17 protein-coding genes and 1 pseudogene are annotated in these 16,331 nt (G+C 67.3%); 10 read left to right on the forward strand and 8 right to left on the reverse strand.

Annotated features, from left to right (window positions below; all coding sequences use genetic code 11):
* Positions 1-4 precede the first annotated feature (4 nt).
* Positions 5-391, reverse strand: a complete 387-nt coding sequence (locus AC1DVA_RS04440) for a type II toxin-antitoxin system VapC family toxin (RefSeq protein ID WP_476805100.1) — start codon at positions 389-391, stop codon at positions 5-7.
* Positions 388-633 (reverse strand): type II toxin-antitoxin system Phd/YefM family antitoxin, encoded by a 246-nt coding sequence (locus AC1DVA_RS04445; RefSeq protein WP_476805101.1) that lies wholly within the window; start codon positions 631-633, stop codon positions 388-390. Before AC1DVA_RS04445 ends, AC1DVA_RS04440 begins: the two co-directional genes overlap by 4 nt.
* A 112-nt stretch (positions 634-745) precedes the next feature.
* On the opposite strand from AC1DVA_RS04445, the pseudogene AC1DVA_RS04450 reads away from it, so the two are divergent.
* Positions 746-1,431, forward strand: a pseudogene (locus AC1DVA_RS04450) (HAD family hydrolase).
* An 18-nt stretch (positions 1,432-1,449) separates the two neighbouring features.
* Here the strand turns inward: AC1DVA_RS04450 and AC1DVA_RS04455 are convergent.
* Positions 1,450-1,944 (reverse strand): GFA family protein, encoded by a 495-nt coding sequence (locus AC1DVA_RS04455; protein ID WP_476805102.1) that lies wholly within the window; start codon positions 1,942-1,944, stop codon positions 1,450-1,452.
* Between the two features lie 276 nt (positions 1,945-2,220).
* Between AC1DVA_RS04455 and AC1DVA_RS04460 the strand changes: the two genes are divergently transcribed.
* From AC1DVA_RS04460 to AC1DVA_RS04475, 4 genes are all read left to right on the forward strand, one after another.
* A complete protein-coding gene (locus AC1DVA_RS04460) occupies positions 2,221-2,430 on the forward strand; it encodes a cold-shock protein (protein WP_265052320.1) in 210 nt (69 codons plus the stop codon).
* A 174-nt stretch (positions 2,431-2,604) separates the two neighbouring features.
* Positions 2,605-4,050 carry a DEAD/DEAH box helicase gene (locus AC1DVA_RS04465; RefSeq protein WP_476805103.1) on the forward strand — a complete coding sequence of 482 codons (1,446 nt, stop codon included), beginning with the start codon at positions 2,605-2,607 and terminating at the stop codon, positions 4,048-4,050.
* Positions 4,051-4,143: 93 nt separating this feature from the next.
* The gene (gene infA, locus AC1DVA_RS04470) at positions 4,144-4,413 is read left to right on the forward strand and encodes a translation initiation factor IF-1 (RefSeq protein WP_047578165.1); all 270 of its coding nucleotides are present in this window, start codon (positions 4,144-4,146) and stop codon (positions 4,411-4,413) included.
* A gap of 11 nt (positions 4,414-4,424) precedes the next feature.
* Positions 4,425-4,691, forward strand: a complete 267-nt coding sequence (locus AC1DVA_RS04475; protein WP_265052322.1) for a hypothetical protein — start codon at positions 4,425-4,427, stop codon at positions 4,689-4,691.
* Positions 4,692-4,919: 228 nt separating this feature from the next.
* On the opposite strand, the gene AC1DVA_RS04480 is transcribed toward AC1DVA_RS04475, so the two are convergent.
* Both AC1DVA_RS04480 and AC1DVA_RS04485 read right to left on the reverse strand, forming a co-directional pair.
* A complete protein-coding gene (locus AC1DVA_RS04480) occupies positions 4,920-5,513 on the reverse strand; it encodes a hypothetical protein (protein ID WP_476805104.1) in 594 nt (197 codons plus the stop codon).
* Between the two features lie 177 nt (positions 5,514-5,690).
* Positions 5,691-6,998 carry a cell wall hydrolase gene (locus tag AC1DVA_RS04485; protein ID WP_476805105.1) on the reverse strand — a complete coding sequence of 436 codons (1,308 nt, stop codon included), beginning with the start codon at positions 6,996-6,998 and terminating at the stop codon, positions 5,691-5,693.
* Between the two features lie 235 nt (positions 6,999-7,233).
* Here AC1DVA_RS04485 and AC1DVA_RS04490 point away from each other — a divergent pair, with 235 nt between their 5' ends.
* Complete coding sequence (locus AC1DVA_RS04490) at positions 7,234-8,466, forward strand: MFS transporter (RefSeq protein WP_476805106.1); 1,233 nt, start codon at positions 7,234-7,236, stop codon at positions 8,464-8,466.
* Positions 8,467-8,564: 98 nt separating this feature from the next.
* The gene (acuI, locus tag AC1DVA_RS04495) at positions 8,565-9,551 is read left to right on the forward strand and encodes an acrylyl-CoA reductase (NADPH) (RefSeq protein ID WP_476805107.1); all 987 of its coding nucleotides are present in this window, start codon (positions 8,565-8,567) and stop codon (positions 9,549-9,551) included.
* A 1-nt stretch (position 9,552) separates the two neighbouring features.
* Here acuI and AC1DVA_RS04500 read toward each other — a convergent pair whose 3' ends face one another.
* On the reverse strand, positions 9,553-10,452 hold the full coding sequence (locus AC1DVA_RS04500) for a LysR family transcriptional regulator (RefSeq protein WP_476805108.1): 900 nt from the start codon (positions 10,450-10,452) through the stop codon (positions 9,553-9,555).
* Between the two features lie 85 nt (positions 10,453-10,537).
* Positions 10,538-11,515, reverse strand: coding sequence for an L-threonylcarbamoyladenylate synthase (locus AC1DVA_RS04505; protein ID WP_476805109.1), 978 nt, complete (start codon positions 11,513-11,515; stop codon positions 10,538-10,540).
* Positions 11,516-11,689: 174 nt separating this feature from the next.
* Between AC1DVA_RS04505 and AC1DVA_RS04510 the strand changes: the two genes are divergently transcribed.
* Positions 11,690-13,465 (forward strand): acyl-CoA dehydrogenase, encoded by a 1,776-nt coding sequence (locus AC1DVA_RS04510; protein WP_476805110.1) that lies wholly within the window; start codon positions 11,690-11,692, stop codon positions 13,463-13,465.
* Between the two features lie 17 nt (positions 13,466-13,482).
* Here the strand turns inward: AC1DVA_RS04510 and AC1DVA_RS04515 are convergent, their stop codons facing one another.
* Positions 13,483-14,277: a class I SAM-dependent methyltransferase gene (locus AC1DVA_RS04515; RefSeq protein WP_476805111.1), complete on the reverse strand. Its 795-nt coding sequence runs from the start codon at positions 14,275-14,277 to the stop codon at positions 13,483-13,485.
* 284 nt (positions 14,278-14,561) lie between these two features.
* Between AC1DVA_RS04515 and AC1DVA_RS04520 the strand changes: the two genes are divergently transcribed.
* Together AC1DVA_RS04520 and AC1DVA_RS04525 are read left to right on the forward strand one after the other, a co-directional pair.
* Positions 14,562-15,443: an SDR family NAD(P)-dependent oxidoreductase gene (locus tag AC1DVA_RS04520; RefSeq protein WP_476805112.1), complete on the forward strand. Its 882-nt coding sequence runs from the start codon at positions 14,562-14,564 to the stop codon at positions 15,441-15,443.
* Positions 15,427-16,287: an SDR family oxidoreductase gene (locus AC1DVA_RS04525; protein WP_476805113.1), complete on the forward strand. Its 861-nt coding sequence runs from the start codon at positions 15,427-15,429 to the stop codon at positions 16,285-16,287. The genes AC1DVA_RS04520 and AC1DVA_RS04525 overlap by 17 nt, the downstream gene beginning before the upstream one ends.
* Positions 16,288-16,331: the final 44 nt, after the last annotated feature.

Here is a 16,331-nt window from a genome sequence, read left to right on the forward strand (position 1 = left end):
GCTTCTAAACGGGCAGGATCGAGCCGGGATAGCGGGCGACGACCTCATCGGCGGTGACGAGCGTGATGCTTTCGACCAGGGCCTGCGCCAGCAGGAGCCGGTCGAAAGGATCCTTGTGCAGCGTCGGCAGATGCATCGTCGCCACGGCGTGTGCGCTGGAGATCGGCAACTCGATATAGCCATTATCGATCAGGCCGCGCCGCAGCTGTGCCGGATCGACCGTGAAGTCCGGCCTGTCGAGGCCGCGCTTGATGGCGATCTCCCACAGGCTGGCGGCGCTGAACAATAGCGTGTTGGAGGGATCGTCGAGCAGGGCTCGTGCCTTCGCCGACAGCTTCTCTGGCTCGCCGGCAGCCCAGAGCAGCAGATGCGTGTCGAGCAGAAGCTTCACGGGGTGGAGCCAAACAGGCTCGCGATCTCGTCCTCGCCCATGCGGTCGAAGTCGTCCGGGACCTCGAACTGTCCGCTCATGAAGCCGAGGCGACGACTTTGGGCTCGGGCGGGTGCGTCCAACGGAACGACCTTCGCCATCGCCTTACCGGCTTTGGCGATGATAAAGCTCTCACCCTTGGCGGCGCGCTCGACAAGGCGGGAGAGGTGGGTCTTCGCTTCGTGGATGTTGATGACGTCCATGGCTGGCCTCGCTGGACTTAGTTTAACAGACTTAGTTCACTGAGGAAGTGATGCCAAGAGGCTTTTATTACCGCTCTGTCGTCGAGCCTGGTTTTGAGGAGAGCGGGTACCGATGCCGCATTTGACCACCATCGGCTTCGACGCCGACGACACGCTCTGGCAGAACGAGCAGTTCTTCCGCATGACGGAGGAGCGCTTCGTCGCGCTGCTCGGCGAGCACGGCGAGGCGGCCGAGATTTCCGGGCGCCTGCTGGAGGCCGAGAAGCGCAACCTCGGCTTCTACGGCTTCGGCATCAAGGGCTTCGTGCTCTCGATGATCGAAACTGCGATAGAGATCACGCGCGGCCAGGTTCCGGCCTCGGTGATCGGCGAGATCCTCGCCGCCGGCCGGGAGATGGCGGCTCATCCCGTCGAGACCTTGCCGCATGTGCAGGAGACGCTGGAAGCCCTGTCCGGCGATTATCGGCTGGTGCTGATCACCAAGGGCGATCTCTTCGACCAGGAACGCAAGCTCGCCCAATCCGGCCTCGGCGATTTCTTTCACGCGGTCGAGATCGTCAGCGACAAGAAGGCCGCTACCTATGACCGCATCTTCGCCCGGCATGGCGACGGGGCAGGGCGGGCTCGCTGAAATCCGATATCCTGCCGGCGCTGGACGCGGGTTCCTGGGCGGTGCATGTGCCGCATGAACTCACCTGGGTGCTCGAGCAGGCCGAGGAGCCCGTGGGGCACGGGCGCTTTCATGCGATACCGCATCTCGGCCTTTTACTTGGCCTTGTCGCGCGGCTCGCGCGATAACCGGTCCGCAGCCGGTCTTCAATCGACCCAAAGGCCGCGTTTGCGATGCCATTCCTCGATCGATTCCTCCGGGTAATCGTCGAAGCTCTGGTCGTTCGCTGCGATATCCGGCTCGACCCAACTGGCCTTGAAGCGCAGCATGAGATGGGTCTTCTCGGGAGCGCGCGGCAGATGGCTGTCGATCGCCGAGGCAAAGGGATGCAGCAGATCCGGCCACCGCGGGTCAAACAGCCACAGCGCCGTCCCACAAATCTTGCAGAAGCGGCGCTGTGCTTGCGAGCGCTCGCAACTGCCGTCATCGCCGCGAATCTCGGCGCTGAAGCTGCCGGTGGCGTCTTCGCCCTCGACCTTCAACGTCGCGGCTTCGGCCGACAGGTTGATCGCGAAGCCGCCACCGCCGGCCGTCTTACGGCAGATCGAGCAGTAGCAGAGCTGGTACGGAACGGGCGCGTGGCTTTCGGCCGAGAAGTGGACCGCCCCGCAGCGACATGATCCCTTCAGCGTAATTGGCATGATCTGGCCTCCATTTATCTGTCAAACATCTGCTTTCGCCGCGTGTTCCGGGATGCTTGCATGTGCCTTGCTGGACCTGCCTTGCATTTCGTGCTAGGTCCCCCGATGTAAGACGAGATGCGGCCGGGTTCTGGCCACCCCTCCGCTCGGCGGCTTGTCCGGTCGGCGGTTACGAATCAGATCCACCACACATCGCTACAAGGCCATGGCGAGGCGTTCCGCGCGTCCCGCCGTGTCATCACGATAGACGCGGATCTGAAACGTAAGGACTAACCCATGAACAAGGGCACCGTGAAGTGGTTCAACGCCACCAAGGGCTACGGCTTCATCACCCCTGAGAACGGCGGCCAGGACGTTTTCGTCCACATCAGCGCCGTCGAGCGCGCCGGCCTGCGCGAGTTGCGCGAAGGCCAGGTCGTCTCCTTCGAGATGGTCGCCGATCGCAAGACCGGCAAGACCTCGGCCGGCAACCTCGCCGTCGCCTGATAACCTATCGACCGCGTGGGCTTTCGCCCGCTCGGTCCACGACAAGCCTGCCGGCGCTGTGGCTAGCGGTTCGCCGGCAGGATCGATTATCTGATATCAAGGCCGGATACGGGCCGGCGGCGCAGCCGAAACCACATGCGCCCCCCGTCATCACGGCGCCCAGAAAGCTTCTTCTTGACCAAGTTCACTGATCTCGGCCTCGCCGAGCCGCTGCTCAAGGCGCTCGCGACCGAGGGTTATGAGACGCCCACGCCGATCCAGGCCCAGGCGATCCCCCACATTCTGAAGGGCCGCGACCTGCTCGGCGCCGCCCAGACCGGCACCGGCAAGACCGCTGCCTTCTCGCTTCCGATGCTGCACCGGCTGCTCGGCAAGCCGCGCCAGATGCCGCAGCGTGCGGTGCGCGTGCTGATCCTGTCGCCGACGCGTGAGCTCGCCGCCCAGATCGAGACCTCGATCCGCACCTACGCGCAGTTCACCACGTTGCGCTCGACGGTGATCTTCGGCGGCGTCCCGGTCGGCAAGCAGATCCGCGCCCTCGGCGACAAGATCGACATCCTCGTCGCCACGCCCGGCCGCCTGCTCGACCTCGTCGATCAGCGCGCCGTCTCGCTGCGCGAGATCGAGTTCCTCGTCCTCGACGAGGCCGACCAGATGCTCGACCTCGGCTTCATCCACGCGCTGCGCCGCATCTCCACGCTGATCCCGAAGGAGCGCCAGACGCTGCTCTTCTCGGCGACCATGCCGAAGCCGATCCGCGAGATCGCCTCCGCCTATCTGACCGATCCGGTCGAGGTCGCCGTGACTCCGGTTGCGACCACCGCGGAGAAGATCGACCAGCGCGTCATCTTCACCGAGCCGAACGACAAGCCGGCGCTGCTGGCGAAGACGCTGAGCGTGCCGGAGATGGAGCGGGCGATCGTCTTCACCCGCACCAAGCACGGTGCAGACAAGGTCGTGCGCCAGCTCGATCAGGCCGGCATCGAGGCGGCGGCGATCCACGGCAACAAGAGCCAGGGCCAGCGCGAGCGTGCGCTCGGCGCCTTCCGCGACGGCAGCCTGCGCATTCTCGTCGCGACCGACATCGCCGCCCGCGGCATCGATGTCGACGGCATCAGCCATGTCGTGAACTACGACCTGCCGAACGTGCCTGAGACCTATGTCCACCGCATCGGCCGTACCGCGCGCGCCGGAGCGGCCGGCGTTGCCATCGCCTTCTGCACGCCGGAGGAGCGCGGCGACTTCGCCGCCATCGAGAAGCTGACGGGCATCAAGCCGACGCCGGTCGGCGAGGTGCCTTACTGGGATGGCCGCACGCCCAAGAAGCCGCAGCAGAATCGCGGCGGGCGCGGTCAGCAGCAGTCTCGCCCGCAGGGGCAGGGCCGTCCGCAGGGGCAGCCGGGCAAGCGTTCCGAACAGGGCGGTCACCACCATGCCGGTGGCGGCGCACGCCAGGAGCGCCATGAACGGCCGCGCAATCCCGAGCGCGCCCCGCGTCCCGAGCAGGCGGCACAGCGAAAAGACGGTGCTTCGGCAAAAGAAGGGCTTGGCGGCGTCGCGTTCTTGCAGCAAAGAACACAGCAACCACGCACCAACGGCGCCCGGCGGCGCGCGCGCTGACGCGCGATCGGCCAGAACAGGGCGGGCCTCACACCGGTTTTCTGACCGGGCGATGGCCCGCTTCCGCGCCAAAGGGCTCACGAAGGACGACAGATGGCGAAAGAAGAACTGCTTGAATTCGACGGCACCGTGGTTGAGGTGCTCCCGGACGGCAATTACCGGGTCAAGCTCGACAACGATCACGTGATCCTGGCCTATGCGGCCGGCAAGATGAAGAAGAACCGCATCCGCACCATCGCGGGCGACCGCGTCATCGTGGAAATGTCGCCTTACGATCTCGATCGCGGCCGCATCAACTTCCGCCAGAAGACGGCCGGTCCGGCCCCCGGCGGTCCTCCGCGTCAGAACTTCCGCCGTCGCTGAGCGATCTGCCGATGCGCCTGTCGCGAAATGAGCTTCTCTTCATCGCGCTGGGCGCCATTCTCGGTGCCGTGGTCGCTTACGCCGCGAAAGCCGGCTTCGTCGTTCAGGACGGAGCCTTTCCGCCTTTCGTCATCGTGCTGCTCGGCCTGGGGCTGACCGAGCTGCTGCTCGGTTATGTGGCCGGCCGTTCGCCGGGCACGTTGGTCGGCATGCCCGCCCGCTTCCTCGCCTTCGTCGTCGGCGTCGGCGTCTTCCTGCTCGGCGGCAAGTTCGTCTGAGCTGCTGCGGCGCGAAACACACGTTCCGTCATGCTCGGGCTCGCCCCGGGCATCTCGCAAGCCGGTGTCTTCCTCCCGGACATTGCGGTTCTAGGCTCGCTCCGCCCGGGACAGATGACGCTTTCCCGCGAGAAAAATGACCAAGAAAAAACCCCGGCGCGAGGCCGGGGTGAAAGTGGTCGTTTCCGTGGTAAAAAAAGGGTCTGCGTAAAACTCTGCCCGACCGGCTCAGTAGCCGGCGCGGGACCAATACTGCGAGCCTTGGCTGACCAGGACCTGGCGCTGCCGCGTCTCGTAGACGGCGGGGATTTCTTCCCGCACGACTTCGGTAGGACGCACCATCACCTTGCGCTGACGCTGCGTGTAGACGGCCCGAACCATCTCGTATTCGACGGTCGCCGGCGAAACCTCGACCCGGCGGCTCTGCACGCCATATTGCGCGGGCACCACGACCCAGCAGCCGACCATGTTGCCCCAGGCGTCGCGGCTCACATCCCAGCGGCGGGTGGCCGGCGCGATCAAAACTGTCTCGGTCACCGTGTCGTAGACCGCAGCGCGGCGGTGCCCGATGCGCCGCTCCGGCGCGATCATCACATTGTCGGTCACGGTCTCGTATTCGGCGGGGACGACACGGTGCTGCGTCTGCGCAGGACGAACCTGGTAGGTCTCGTTGACCGTTCCGTAGACCGGCGGCGCGGTGACGAGGTTGTAGCAGGCGGAGCCGCGGCAACCGCCGGCCTGTGCAGCCGAGGCGCCGATGAGAAGCGCCGTCGTGAAGGCGGAGGCTGCAATGATCCGGGATGACGAGAGCGAGCGCAGCATGTTGGGCCTGACCTGTCGGTTCCGGCGTCAGCGCGCCGTTCGTTGAGGTCAGGAAGCCCGCTTGAAGTGATGAACGCAAGGTAAACGCTAAAACAAGGTAAAATTAACCAAGTCCGGCCTTGTGCCGATTTCACTCACATTGCCTTCAAGTGAATGGAAACGCTCGATTTTTAGCGATCAGGTCTGGCCCGGCCGAAGCTGGTAGAACACGTGCTGGCCGATCGTGTCCATCTTCTTCAGCTTCTTTGCCCAGTACGGCCGGACATAGTTTGCGTGGTAGTGCGTGGAGGCGCCGACCTCCGGCAGGTAGGTCGTTCCGTCATAGACCTCGCGCGCGATCCTGACCGCGTCGCGCCAGGGGCCGGGCTCGGTGATCCGCAGCGACTTGCCCTCGCAGGTGAAGGTGAACTGGCAGGCGAGGTAGCGGTTGCTGTTCTGGTAGACGACGCCGCAGACGCTGCTCGGATAGAGGCCGCTCTTGGCCCGGTTGAGCACCACCTGCGCCACCGCGGCCTGTCCCAGAAGCGATTCCGAACGCGCCTCGAAATAGACTGCTTCCGCCAGGCAGCGCTGTTCCTTCGCCATGTTTTCCGGCGCGATCAACGCGGTGTAGTCCTGCTTTACGCCGGGCTCGGCCAGGCGCAGGTCGCGGTTGGTCGGGGCCGGCGCCGGGGCGAGCGCGATGCGCCCGCGCTGCTGCGGCGCGCCGTGGGAGGGCAGGGCCGGCGGCGTCAGCGTGCCGATGACCGAGCCGACCAGCGGCGTCGACGAGGATTGCCGGCTCGCCTCCTGCACGGAAGGCGAGGAGCCGTCGATGCTTTCCAGATGGAGCTCGGCCTGTCGCGCCGAGGTGATCTTCGGCTTGAGCGAGACCGGCGAGGAATCCGACAGCGCCGGATCGGTCAGCCCTTCCTCGTTGGCATAGGGCTCGAAACCGGTTTGTGGCCCGTCGACGGCTTCCGCAGCGCGCATGGCGTCGATCGAGAAGCCGCCCGAGATCAGCTTCGGCTGGGTGTCGCCGAAGACGACGCGTTCCAGTTCGACGGAAGGATGTTCGGTGAGGCCGGGCCGCAGGTTCGGCAGCAGGTCGCCCTTGGCGCTGCGGTCGACCTCGGGGAAAGTTGCCACTGTGCGCTTGAGGTCCTCGCGCGGCGCGCGGGGATCGACGACGACGCGCCGCTCCGGATCCTCGAAGGAGAGCTTGGCCTGGGTGACGGCGGAGGTCAGCGCGAGACCGGGCAGGCGGAAGGCGCTGGCTGCGACCAGCATCGACGGTCCTTCGGCGAGTTCCGAGGCCGGGCCGGGCGCGGCCCGCACGATGGCGCTGGAGGGCAGGCCGGTCGGCCCGAAATTCTGGCCGGCAGACGCGGTGAAGGAGACGAGCAGCCCGACCGACAGCGCCCAGGGCGCGACCGTGTTCGCGGCCCATTTGATGCCGAGCGGGCGCGCACCTCGCCCATGCCTGTGCTGACGCCAATGACTCAAAGCGACACACCCGTCCCGATCGCACGGAACGAAGACGCAGCCGACAACCCGCGCGCCTTCGTTGGAATCCGTTATCGCCTCGGTAAGGTTGAGCGGCGGTTAACGCCGCCGCCATGCGCGCCATTCCATGCCGCTCCGTGATGCCAAACGTCACGAAATCGCGCTGGTTGGCGCCTGGACAGGGCGATAACGTGTAGCCACACATTCGACTCGTCGCGACTCCCCGGAGATATCCATGACGCCTGCTCCAGCGCGCAGCTACGCTCCGGAGGTCATCGTCGCCGCCGGCTGCCTGATCGCCCTGATCACCTTCGGGCCGCGAGCCAGCGCCGGCCTCTTCCAGATCCCGATGACGCTGCAGTTCCACTGGGGGCGCGACACCTTCAGTCTGGCACTGGCGATCCAGAACCTGCTCTGGGGCCTCGGCGCGCCCTTTGCCGGTGCGATCGCCGACCGATACGGCACGGTGCGCGTGCTCTGCGTCGGCGCGCTTCTTTATGCAGCGGGCCTCGTGACGATGGCCTATGCCACCACCCCGCTCCAGCTCCATTTCGGCGCGGGCGTGCTGATCGGCTTCGGCCTCTCTGCCTGCTCGTTCAACCTCGTGCTCGCCGCCTTCGGCAAGCTCCTGCCCGAGCAATGGCGGCCGATGGCCTTCGGCGCGGGCACGGCGGCTGGCTCCTTCGGCCAGTTCCTCTTCCCGCCGATCGGCAACATCCTGATCGACACGTTGGGCTGGCAGCAGGCGCTGGTGGTCTTCGCGTTCACGCTGCTGCCGATCCTGCCGATCTCGATCGTCATGGCGACGCGCAAGACGGGCGCTGCGGCAGGCGCCGCCGCGGCCAATCTGCCGAACCAGACGATCGTGCAGGCGCTGACCGAGGCCTTCAAGCATCGCAGCTACGTGCTGCTGGTGCTCGGCTTCTTCACCTGCGGCTTCCAACTCGCCTTCATCACCGTGCACATGCCGGCCTATCTCAAGGATGCCGGCCTGCCGGCCTGGGTCGGCGGCTGGACGCTGGCGGTGATCGGCCTCGCCAACGCGGTCGGCTCGCTCTCCTCCGGCTGGCTCTCGACGCGGATGCCGAAGCGCCATCTGCTGGCCTGGATCTATCTCGGGCGCGCAGTCGCGATCGCCGCCTTCATCATGCTGCCGCCAAGCCCGACGACCGCGATCACCTTCGGCGTCGTCATCGGCCTGTTCTGGCTCTCGACCGTGCCGCCGACATCCTCGCTGGTCATGCTGATGTTCGGCACGAAATACATGGCGATGCTCTATGGCTTCGCCTTCTTCTCGCATCAGGTCGGCGGGTTCCTCGGGGTCTGGCTCGGCGGCGTGCTCTACGAATCGATGGGCAACTACCAGTTCGTCTGGTGGCTCTCGGTCGCGCTCGGCGTGGCCTCGGCATTGATCAACCTGCCCATCGTCGAGCGGCCGGTGCAGAGGCCGGAGGCGCAGCCGGCCTGATCCGGAACAGCTTGGGCGCACGATCTGCGGGGTTGCGGCGGCGGGCCGCCGCTGCAACCTTGTCGGTCGTTGCGCTTTCAGCGGTTCGGGAGACGGTGATGACGACGTTCAAGGCCCTCGTGGCGACCAAGGGCGAGGCCGGGCCGAATCTCGCCTTCACCGATTTCGCCGAGAGCGACCTGATGGAGGGCGACGTCACCGTCCGCGTCACCCATTCCACGGTGAACTACAAGGACGGGCTCGCGCTCACCGGCAAGGCGCCGGTGGTGCGCCGCTGGCCGATGATTCCCGGGATCGACTTCGCCGGCCGGGTTGAGGACTCCGACAACCCTGATTTCAAGCCCGGCGATCTCGTCGTCCTCAATGGCTGGGGCACCGGCGAGACGCATCTCGGCGCCTACGCCCAGAAAGCCCGCGTCAAGGGCGACTGGCTGGTGCCGCTGCCGGAAGGGCTGACGCCCGCCGAGGCGATGGCGGTCGGCACCGCCGGCTACACCGCGATGCTCTGCGTGCTGGCGCTCGAAAGGCATGGGCTCAAGCCTGCCGATGGGCCGGTCGTGGTCACCGGCGCGGCGGGCGGTGTCGGCTCGGTCGCGATCACGCTGCTGGCCAAGGCCGGATGGCACGTCATCGCCTCGACCGGCCGTGCCGAGGAGGCCGACTATCTGAAGAGCCTCGGCGCGGCCGAGATCATCGATCGCAACGAGCTCGCCGCGCCCGGCCGGCCGCTCGGCAAGGAGCGCTGGATTGCGGGTGTCGATGCTGTCGGCTCGCATACCCTGGCGAACCTGCTCTCGATGACGAAATATGGCGGCGCCATCGCCGCCTGCGGCCTGGCGCAGGGCATGGACCTGCCGGCTTCCGTCGCGCCCTTCATCCTGCGCGGCGTCGCGCTGCTCGGCGTCGATTCGGTGATGTGCCCGAAGCCGCGCCGGCTCGAAGCCTGGCAGCGCCTCGCGGCCGATCTCGACCGCGACAAGCTCGCCCTGATCACCACGACGATCCCGCTGGAGGCGGTGATCGAGACGGGCAGGGCCATCGTCGAGGGCAAGGTGAAGGGCCGAGTCGTCGTCGAGATTGGCTAGCCTACCCCTCGAACAGTGCCCGCTGCCGGGCAAGCTCGCCGCTGCAGAAATCCATGAAGGCGCGTACGCGCGGGACGTGGCGGATGTCGGGATGGGTCAGCACCCACAGGCCCGTCGCGAAATCGGAGTTCGGCGGTGAAAGTCGCGTGAGCCTTGGCCGTTGGTCTGCGATGAAGCAGGGCACCGGGCCGATGCCGACGCCATGCTCGACCGCTTCCGCAATGCCGAGCACGGCCGAGCTCTTCAGCGCGATCCGCTCCGGCGCGACATGCTCGCGCACGAATCGGGCGGCCTTCACATGCGAGAGCTGGTCGCCGAGAGCGACCCAGTCGCGCTGGTAGAGCAGCGTCGGGTCGGCCTTTTCCTCGGCCGTCACGCCATCCTCGCTGCGGCCATAGATCGCCCATGCGATGGTGGCGATGCGCCGGCCGACCAGCGTCTCGCCCGGAGTGTCGCTCGCCCGGATGGCGATGTCCGCGTCGCGCTTCGACAGGTTGAGCGCCTGGTTGCCGACGACGACATCGAGCCGGATCAGCGGATGCGCCCGGCGAAAGGCCGCGAAGATCGGCAGCAGCACGTTCTGATAGAGCGTGTCGGTCGTGGTGATGCGCAGTTCGCCCGAAGGCGCGACGTCCCGCCCGGCGAGGCGGCGGGCGAAGGCCGTGACGTCCTCGTCCATGCGGCTCGCCAGCGCGGCCATCTCGGCCCCGGCCACGGTCGCGACATAGCCGGTCTTGCGCCGCTCGAAGAGCGGCATGCCGACGATCTCCTCGATCTGTCCGAGGCGCCGGAACACCGTGGAATGGTTGACAGACAGCGCTCCGGCCGCCCCGGTCAGCCCGTCATGGTCGGCGATCGCCTTGACCAGCCGGAAATCGTCCCAGGCGAGCTTGGCATTCATTGTTGTTGCTTCCTCCAGCGCCCACGCAAGCCGAAATCTTGCATCGATGCAAGCTGGAGGAATTCAAATCCGAGAGAGCGGAACGCTAGCGCGGTGCCGCCGCGCGCCGCAGCCGGTCGTTGATGGCCTCGCCAAGTCCGTGCTCGGGGATGCGCGCGACGGCGATCGTCCGGGGGCCCATCTCGTCGAGCCGGCGCATATAGCCGAAGAGATTGCTGGCGGCCTCGCGCAGATCGCCGGCCGGGCTGAGGTTGAGCGAGGCCGGGACATCCGGCCCCGGCCCGAAGCCGAGCCAGGCCTCGCCGTCCTCGGGTGCATCGGCATCGAGCCGGACCCGCGCCGCCGGCGCATAATGGGAGCTGAGCATGCCCGGCGCGATCGGCGCATTCCCGGCTTCACCCGCCAGCACCAGCGGGCGCCCGATCAGATGCTCGATGGCCGCGCGCGGCACGCCGCCCGGCCTCAGCAGCCGCGGCGCGCCGTCAAGGCAAGCGACGATGGTCGATTCCACGCCGACCTCGGTCGGGCCGGCATCGATGATGGCGTCGATCCGTCCGTCGAGATCGGCGAGGACATGCTGGGCGCTGGTGGCGCTGATCCGGCCGGAGCGGTTGGCGGAGGGCGCCGCGATCGGCCGGCCGGCCGCTTCGAGAACGGCATGCGCCACGGGATGGGCCGGCACGCGCAGCGCAACGGAGGGCAGGCCCGCCCGCGCCAGTTCGCTCACCGTGCAGCCGGACGATGCCGGCACCACCAGCGTCAACGGCCCCGGCCAGAAGGCTTGCGCCAGCGCCAACGCATTGGCGTCGAACAGTCCCTGCCGGCGCGCGCTGGCGAGATCGGGCAGATGCGAGATCAGCGGGTTGAAGCTCGGCCGCTCCTTGGCGGCATAGATGCCGGCGACGGCCGTGCCGGAGGTCGCATCGGCGGCGAGCCCGTAGACGGTCTCGGTCGGCATCGCGACGAGCCCGCCCGCGCGCAGCAGCGCCGCCGCCTCCGCGATACCGACGGCGTCGGCTGAGAGGAGCTTGGTCGGGCGGGAGGCGGGCAGGGCTTGGCTCAAGGCGAGATTGACCGGATATCGTTTACATATAAACTAACTGGCAGGCACGACACGGAACGAAGGTCGCGCTTGGCCGGCGTGGCATAGGCGATAGTTCCTCGCTACCATCGCGGCAACGGCAAAAGCGGGCTGTGGCGTCCTTCAGGGTCAGCGCCGGCCTCAGGGAGACGACCTATGAGCTATCGCGCCCCGGTTTCCGACATGCTCGCCACCATGCGCCATGTCGCAGGCCTCGACCGGCTGATCGCCGACGGGCTGACCCCGGAGCTGGAGGGCGGCGTCACCGAGGCCGTGCTGGATGAAGCCGCGAAATTCGCCGCCGACGTCATCGCGCCGCTGAACCGGGTCGGGGACGCCTATGGCTCGAAGCTGAAGGACGGCGCGGTCACCACCCCGCCAGGCTGGAAGGAAGCCTACAAGGCCTGGGCCGAGGCCGGCTGGAATGCGCTGCCGGGGCCGGAGGCCTATGGCGGGCAGGGCCTGCCGACGCTGCTGCAATCGGCCTGCATCGAGATGTGGAACTCGGCCGCCTTCGCCTTCGCGCTCGGCCCGCTGCTGACGGTCGGCGCCATCGAGGCGATTTATGCCCATGGCTCGGATCATCTAAAGGAGACCTATCTCGCCAAGCTCGTCTCGGGCGAGTGGATGGGCACGATGAACCTGACCGAGCCGCAAGCGGGCTCCGATCTCAACGCGCTCCGCAGCAAGGCCGAGCGCCAGCCGGACGGCACCTACCGCATCACCGGCCAGAAGATCTTCATCACCTATGGCGAGCACGACCTGACCGAGAACATCGTCCATCTCGTGCTGGCGCGCCTGCCCGATGCCCCTCCCGGCACGCGCGGCATTTCGCTCTTCCTCGTGCCGAAATTCCTGGTCAATGCCGACGGCTCGCTCGGCGCGCATAACGACCTGCGCTGCTCCGGCATCGAGCACAAGCTCGGCATCCACGCCTCGCCGACCTGCTCCATGGCTTTCGGCGACAAGGACGGCGCGATCGGCTGGCTGATCGGCGAGGAAAATCGCGGCCTCGCCTGCATGTTCACGATGATGAACAACGCCCGGCTCAATGTCGCGCTGCAGGGCGTTGCCATCGCCGAGCGCGCCTATCAGCAGGCGCTCGCCTTCGCCCATGATCGCAAGCAGGGTGCGGCGCTCGACGCACCGAAGGGCGCGCCGATGAGCTCGATCATCGTCCACCCCGACGTTCGCCGCATGCTGATGGACATGCGCGCCAAGACGCAGGGCGCGCGGGCGATCTCCTATCTGGTGGCGGAGGCGCTCGATCGCTCGCATCGCGAGACGGATGAAGCCGGGCGCAAGGTGGCCGCCGAGCGCGCCGCGATCCTCACCCCCGTCGCCAAGGCCTATGCCACCGATATCGGCATCGACGTCGCCTCGACCGGCGTGCAGGTCCATGGCGGCATGGGCTTCGTCGAGGAGACCGGCGCTGCCCAGCATCTGCGCGACGCCCGCATCGCCGCGATCTATGAGGGCACCAACGGCATCCAGGCGATCGACCTCGTCACCCGCAAGCTGCAGCTTTCGGGCGGGGACGCGGTCCATGCGCTGATCACCGAGATGCGCTCTGTCGTCAGTGAGGTCGAGCGCGCCAACACGCCGGGCTTCGGCCATACGGCCGCCCGCCTCGGCGCAGCCGTCGATGCCCTGGAGAGCGCCACCGAATGGATGCTGGGCGCGATCGGCACGAAGCCGGCGGACGCGCTGGCCGGCGCGACGCCCTACCTCAAGCTCTTCGCGCTGGCGCAGGGCGGCACGGGACTGGCGAAGAAGGCGCTCGCGACCCGCTCCGAGGCGGACGGCACCGGCGATCTCGCCACGGCCCGCTTCTATGCCGAATGCATCGCGACCGAGGCGCCGGCGCTCGAACTCGCGGTGACGGAGGGCGCGGGCGCCATCGCCGACGCGGCTGCGGTCTTCGCGGCGTGAGCGCTGCGGCGTCCGGTTCAGGCGGCGGCGCCCTTGCGGGCGCGGATATGCAGGAACAGCGGCGCGATCAGCGTATCGGCCAGATAGGGCTTGGCTTCCGCGGTCTGCGCATCGACGCTCGGCTCTGCCATGTGCTCGATCGTGTGGCCGGCGGCGACGATCATCGCGACCCATTCGCTCAGCGTGCGGTGGAAGCGAGGGACGCGGAAGGGCTCGACGCCCGCCTTCTCGTGCTCGGGCGCCGCGCCGAAGCGCCAGACCTCGATCGCTCCGGCGGGATCGCTGAAATACTCGGTGATGAGCAGCCCGGTCACGTTGCCCTGCGCATCGCGCAGGACCTTGCGGTTCGGCGGCGCGAAGCAGGGATGCAGGATCGAGAACTGCAGAAAACCGCCTGGCCTCAGCACGCGCGCGGCCTCGGCGATGCCGAGATCCTGCCGGTGCATGTCCATCAGCGACATGAAGGCGGTCGCGAAGTCGAAGCTGTCGTCGGCGAAGGGCAGGGCGGTGCCGTCGCTCTCCAGATAGGTGATGCCCAGCGGCGCCTGCGCCTCGGCCTCGCGGGCATGGCGGATGAAGGTCGGCGCGATGTCGATCGCCGTGATCCGCGCCCCGCGCTCGGCGAGCTTGCGCGTATTGCCACCTTCGCCGCAGCCGATGTCGAGGCCGTTCAACCCGGCGATATCAGGCAGGTTCGCCAGGAAGACCGGGGTGTTCTGCAGATCGCGATAGAGGTCGTAGCCGGCGCGGGCATGCCGCGTCCAGGTTTCGGCATTGGCCTCCCAGCACGCCGCTACATGCGTTCTGTCCATGATGCTGCTCCGCTGCGAGGGGAGCGGGGCTATAGAGCAGAGGGCGGAGCGTGGCTAGCTCGTTTTTGTTCAATCCGCGCAGTCATTCCGGGGCGCCGCGAAGCGGTGAGCCCGGAACCCAGAACCGACGCCTTGTATAAGGAAGCGTGCGGAGACGGATCGTTTCCTTGTCCAAGCACATCGGTTCTGGGTTCCGGGCTCTTCGCTTGCGCGAAGCCTCGGAATGACGATAGCGCCTATAAGATCGCGCAGTCCGGATCGGCAGCCTGGCGGTGCCTGGAGCCATGACCGCCGTTTCTCCCCCGCTCGCCGGCCGCATCTGCCTCGTCGCGGGCGCATCGCGTGGACTCGGGCGTGGCATTGCGCGGGCGCTGGGCGAAGCGGGCGCGACCGTCATCGTAACCGGGCGCTCCAGCGAAGCCGGTCCGCACACCGACCAGCGGCCGGAGACCTTCGAGGACGCCGCGCGCGAGGTCGAGGCGGCCGGCGGCAAGGGCCATCCCTATCGCTGCGACCACACCAGCGAGCGGGAGGTCGACGGGCTCGTCGCCTGGGCGCTGCGCCGTTTCGGCCGGCTCGACTGCGTCGTCGATGCGGTCTGGGGCGGCAACGAGGGCTATGATGGCGAGCGTTATCCCGATGGCTCGGCATTCGGCACGCCCTTCTGGCGCCGCCCCGCCGCGCGACTGGGCGAGAGCTTCGAGAGCGGCGTCTATGCGCAGCTCTTGCTGGCGCGGGCTGTGGCGCCGGCCATGGCGCAGATGCGCTCCGGCCTCATCGTCACCGTGAGCTTCGATACCGAGACCGGCTATCTCGGCGACGTCTTCTACGATCTTGCCAAGGCGGCGATGAACCGGCTGACCTATGCAATGGCCGAGGAACTCCGGCCGTTCGGAGTGACCGCGCTCGGGCTCTCGCCCGGCCATGTCCTGACCGAGCGCGTCCGCGATGCGGGTCTCGCAGCCGAGACGACCGAGACGCCGCTCTATGCCGGCCGTGCCGTCGCGGCGCTGGTAGCAGATCCCGAATTGGCGCGCCATGCGGGCCGAGTCCTCCATGTCGCTGATCTCGCGCGCGAATACGGCTTCACCGACCGGGACGGCTCGCAGCCGGGCCGCTACGTCATTACGAACGAACAGGGAGGCGGCGATGTCGCTCAAGGGTAAGACGCTCTTCATCACCGGGGGATCGCGCGGCATCGGGCTCGCCATCGCCATCAAGGCGGCTCGCGACGGCGCGAACATCACGATCGCCGCCAAGACCGCCGAGCCGCATCCGAAGCTGCAGGGCACGATCTATACCGCCGCCGCCGAGATCGAGGCGGCCGGCGGCAAGTGCCTGCCGCTGATGGTCGACGTTCGCGACGAGCAGAGCGTTGCGGAGGCGATCGCCAGGACCGCCGAGACCTTCGGCGGCATCGACATTGTCGTGAACAACGCCAGCGCGATCTCGCTGACCAACACGCAGATGACCGACATGAAGCGCTTCGATCTGATGCAGCAGATCAATACGCGCGGCACCTTCATGGTCTCGAAATACGCCATTCCCCATCTGGAGAAGGCCGAGAATCCGCATATCCTGATGCTCTCGCCGCCGCTCGACATGAAGACGCACTGGTTCGCGCCGCACCTGGCCTATTCCATCGCCAAATACGGCATGAGCCTGTGCGTGCTCGGCCTCGCCGGGGAGCTCGCCTCCAAGGGGATCGCCGTCAACGCGCTCTGGCCGCGTACGACGATCGCCACCGCCGCGGTCCAGAACCTGCTCGGCGGCGACAAGATGGTGCAGGCGAGCCGGACACCGGAGATCCTCGCCGATGCCGCGCACATGATCTTCTCGAAGCCGTCGCGGGAGTTTTCCGGCAACTTCCTGATCGATGACAGCTTCATGGCCGGCGAGGGCGTCACCGACTTCACGCCCTATCGCGTCGATCCCTCGGTGCCGCTCATGCCGGACTTCTTCGTGCCGGCCGACAGCAAGCCCCCGCAGGGCGTCAAGGGCGGGGTCTGAGGCGTCATCGGTTTGACATCGCCCTCGGATCAGCGTTCCTGCCG

It is taken from the genome of Allobosea sp. P4_C6 (assembly GCF_056402015.1).

Excerpts from the sequence above, each read along its gene's own strand:
- AC1DVA_RS04460 (WP_265052320.1), top strand. The coding sequence starts at position 2,221 with ATGAACAAGGGCACCGTGAAGTGGTTCAACGCCACCAAGGGCTACGGC.
- AC1DVA_RS04515 (WP_476805111.1), bottom strand. The coding sequence starts at position 14,277 with ATGGACAGAACGCATGTAGCGGCGTGCTGGGAGGCCAATGCCGAAACC.
- AC1DVA_RS04445 (WP_476805101.1), bottom strand. The coding sequence starts at position 633 with ATGGACGTCATCAACATCCACGAAGCGAAGACCCACCTCTCCCGCCTT.
- AC1DVA_RS04510 (WP_476805110.1), top strand. The coding sequence starts at position 11,690 with ATGAGCTATCGCGCCCCGGTTTCCGACATGCTCGCCACCATGCGCCAT.
- AC1DVA_RS04480 (WP_476805104.1), bottom strand. The coding sequence starts at position 5,513 with ATGCTGCGCTCGCTCTCGTCATCCCGGATCATTGCAGCCTCCGCCTTC.
- infA (WP_047578165.1), top strand. The coding sequence starts at position 4,144 with ATGGCGAAAGAAGAACTGCTTGAATTCGACGGCACCGTGGTTGAGGTG.
- AC1DVA_RS04520 (WP_476805112.1), top strand. The coding sequence starts at position 14,562 with ATGACCGCCGTTTCTCCCCCGCTCGCCGGCCGCATCTGCCTCGTCGCG.
- AC1DVA_RS04490 (WP_476805106.1), top strand. The coding sequence starts at position 7,234 with ATGACGCCTGCTCCAGCGCGCAGCTACGCTCCGGAGGTCATCGTCGCC.
- acuI (WP_476805107.1), top strand. The coding sequence starts at position 8,565 with ATGACGACGTTCAAGGCCCTCGTGGCGACCAAGGGCGAGGCCGGGCCG.
- AC1DVA_RS04500 (WP_476805108.1), bottom strand. The coding sequence starts at position 10,452 with ATGAATGCCAAGCTCGCCTGGGACGATTTCCGGCTGGTCAAGGCGATC.
- AC1DVA_RS04455 (WP_476805102.1), bottom strand. The coding sequence starts at position 1,944 with ATGCCAATTACGCTGAAGGGATCATGTCGCTGCGGGGCGGTCCACTTC.
- AC1DVA_RS04525 (WP_476805113.1), top strand. The coding sequence starts at position 15,427 with ATGTCGCTCAAGGGTAAGACGCTCTTCATCACCGGGGGATCGCGCGGC.
- AC1DVA_RS04475 (WP_265052322.1), top strand. The coding sequence starts at position 4,425 with ATGCGCCTGTCGCGAAATGAGCTTCTCTTCATCGCGCTGGGCGCCATT.